The sequence below is a fragment of the Streptomyces sp. NPDC059037 genome, assembly GCF_042740015.1.
GTDB lineage: Bacteria > Actinomycetota > Actinomycetes > Streptomycetales > Streptomycetaceae > Streptomyces.
In genome coordinates this window covers 1-2,753 of the sequence record NZ_JBHYIG010000488.1, presented here as the reverse complement: position 1 = coordinate 2,753, position 2,753 = coordinate 1, and the positions used below count along the sequence as shown (strand labels likewise).

3 protein-coding genes are annotated in these 2,753 nt (G+C 70.1%); 1 reads left to right on the top strand and 2 read right to left on the bottom strand.

From position 1 onward, the window contains the following. Window positions 1-157: 157 nt before the first annotated feature. Window positions 158-1,168: an EamA family transporter RarD gene (gene rarD, locus ACFWY6_RS44990; protein ID WP_384703597.1), complete on the bottom strand. Its 1,011-nt coding sequence runs from the start codon at window positions 1,166-1,168 to the stop codon at window positions 158-160. 115 nt (window positions 1,169-1,283) lie between these two features. After that, the gene (locus ACFWY6_RS44985) at window positions 1,284-2,144 is read right to left on the bottom strand and encodes an SDR family oxidoreductase (protein WP_384703594.1); all 861 of its coding nucleotides are present in this window, start codon (window positions 2,142-2,144) and stop codon (window positions 1,284-1,286) included. 99 nt (window positions 2,145-2,243) lie between these two features. Here ACFWY6_RS44985 and ACFWY6_RS44980 point away from each other — a divergent pair, with 99 nt between their 5' ends. Next, window positions 2,244-2,618, top strand: a complete 375-nt coding sequence (locus ACFWY6_RS44980; protein ID WP_360768391.1) for a helix-turn-helix domain-containing protein — start codon at window positions 2,244-2,246, stop codon at window positions 2,616-2,618. Window positions 2,619-2,753: the final 135 nt, after the last annotated feature.

The window sequence follows — 2,753 nt, the reverse complement described above, 5'->3', positions numbered from 1 at the left end:
AACACACAACTTTTTTAACTCATAATCCTTAATACTAGATCATTAATGGTCTCTTGGGATCGGAGAGGTGTATAAGAGACATAAACGAAGGGGCGCGAGGAACTGCGCGACCAGCCCCAACGCACCCGCAGCCGAAAACGGTAGAGACCTGCGGTCGTCAGACCGCAGACTCCGCTTCCCGCCCGGCGGCGGGACCCACCGCCTCCCGACCCCCGGCGGAGCCAGCCGTAACGGCACCGCCCCGCGCAGCGGCAAGCCGCACCGCATTACGCCGAGCGGAGCGCAACGCATCCCAGGTCAGCAACGTCAACGCCAGCCACACAAGCCCGAACCCGGCCCACCGCTCGGCCGGCATCGCCTCATGGAAGTACAGAATGCCGAGCAGGAACTGGAAGACCGGCGCCAGATACTGCAGCAGCCCCAGCGTGGACAGCGGCACCCGTATCGCGGCCGCGCCGAAGCAGACCAGGGGAGCGGCGGTGACCACACCGGTCGCCGCGAGCAGCGCCGCGTGCCCGACGCCCTCCGCGCCGAACGTGGCATCGCCCCGCGAGGCGAGCCACAGCAGGAAGCCGACCGCGGGCAGGAACTGGATCGCGGTCTCGGCGGCGAGCGACTCCAGGCCGCCGAGGCCCACCTTCTTCTTCACCAGGCCGTACGTGGCGAAGGAGAAGGCCAGGCAGAGCGAGATCCACGGCGGCTGTCCGGCGCCGATGGCGAGCACGAGGACCGCGGCGAGGCCGACGCCGACCGCCGCCCACTGCACGGGCCGCAGACGTTCGCCGAGGAGCAGGACGCCCATGGCGATGGTGACCAGGGGGTTGATGAAGTAGCCGAGGGACGCCTCGACGACATGGCCGGAGTTCACGGCCCAGATGTAGACGCCCCAGTTGACGGTGATGACCGCCGCGGCGATCGTCACAAGCCCCAGCTTCCGCGGCTGCCGGATCAGCTCGCCGGCCCAGGCCCAACGCCGCACGAACAGCAGCGCGATGCCGACCACGACCAGCGACCAGGCCATCCGGTGCGCGAGGATCTCGCCGGCCCCGGACGGCTTGAGCAGCGGCCAGAAGAGGGGCACGAGGCCCCACATCCCGTAGGCCGCGAAGCCGTTCAGCAGTCCTATGCGCGCCTCGCTCTTCGGCTGCCCCGCTGCTCCGCTGTCCACGGCCCCTCCTTGGTGCGCGGCAGCCCCACGCTGCCCTCACGAAGGTAGCGGCACAGGGGCCCACCTGTCATGCCCGTATCTCAAAGACGGTCATGACGCTCCCGCGGCCCCGGCGTCAGCCCTTGAGCGCCGCCGCGACCGCGTCGGCCAGCGGCGTCGTGGGCCGCCCGATGAGCCGGGTCAGATCACCGCTCGTACCGGCGAGCAGCCCCCGCTCGATCGCCGCGTCCCCGTCGACGAGGATCGCGGCGAACCGCTCGGGCAGACCGGCACCGGTCAGGATCGCGAGGTTCTGCTCGGCCGGGACGTTCGCGTACGAGATGTCCTTGCCGCTCTGCCGGGCGATCTCGGCGGCGTACTCGGCGAGACTCCACGCGACATCGCCGCTCAGCTCGTACGCCTTGCCCTGATGGCCGTCGCCGGTCAGCACGGCGACGGCGGCCGCGGCGTAGTCGGCGCGCGAGGCGGAGGCGACCCGGCCGTCGCCGGCGGAGGCGACCACGGCGCCGTGCTCCAGGACGGGGGCGAGGTTCTCCGTGTAGTTCTCGTGGTACCAGCCGTTGCGCAGGAACGTGTACGGCAGCCCGGAGTCGAGGATCAGCTGCTCGGTCGCCTTGTGCTCGGCCGCGAGGTCGAAGTCGGCGTCGGGGCCGCCGAGTACGCCGGTGTACGCGAGGAGAGCGACGCCCGCGGCCCGCGCGGCGTCGATCACGGCGCCGTGCTGCGCGACTCGCTGCCCCATCTCGTTGCCGGAGATCAGCAGCACCCTGTCGCCCGCGGCGAAGACACCGGCGAGGGACTCGGGCGTGCTGTAGTCGGCGAGGCGCAGCTCGACTCCGCGCGCGGCCAGCGGGGCGGCCTTCTCCTTGTCGCGGACGACGGCCGCTATCTGCCCGGCGGGGACCCGCGCGGCGAGCAGCCCGTCGATGACGAGACGGCCGAGGTGTCCGGTGGCTCCGGTGACGACGATGCTCATGTCTGAAATCTCCCTGTGTTCCCTTTGGGGCGGTTCGAGACCGAGCCTAGGTCTTACGCTAACTTCTGGAAAGTACCCACTTTGAAGTAAGGTACTGGCATGGGAGTAAGGGACTGGAACCTCAACAGTGACGAGATGTGCCCCCAGCGGCTCGTCCTGGAGCACGTCACCAGCCGCTGGGGCACGCTGATCCTGCTGGCCCTGCAAGAGCGCGCGTACCGCTTCAGCGAGCTGCGCCGGGCGATCGGCGGTCGCGTCAGCGAGAAGATGCTGGCCCAGACACTGCAGACCCTGGAGCGCGACGGCCTCGTCCACCGGGACGCCAAGCCCGTCATCCCGCCCCGCGTCGACTACTCCCTCACGGACCTCGGCCGCGAGGCCGCCGAGCGGGTGCACGCCCTGGCGACCTGGACGGAACGGCGCATGGACGCCGTGGGCACGGCGCGCGCGGCGTACGACGAAGCCCGGTCCTGAAGGTCAGAACCGGGCTTCGGGGATGGCGTGCCGAGCAGCTAGCCGACGACGGTCCAGGTGTCGCCGCCGGCGAGGAGTGCGGCGAGGTCGCCCTTGCCGTTGTGTTCGATGGCGGTGTCGAGCTGGTCGGCCATG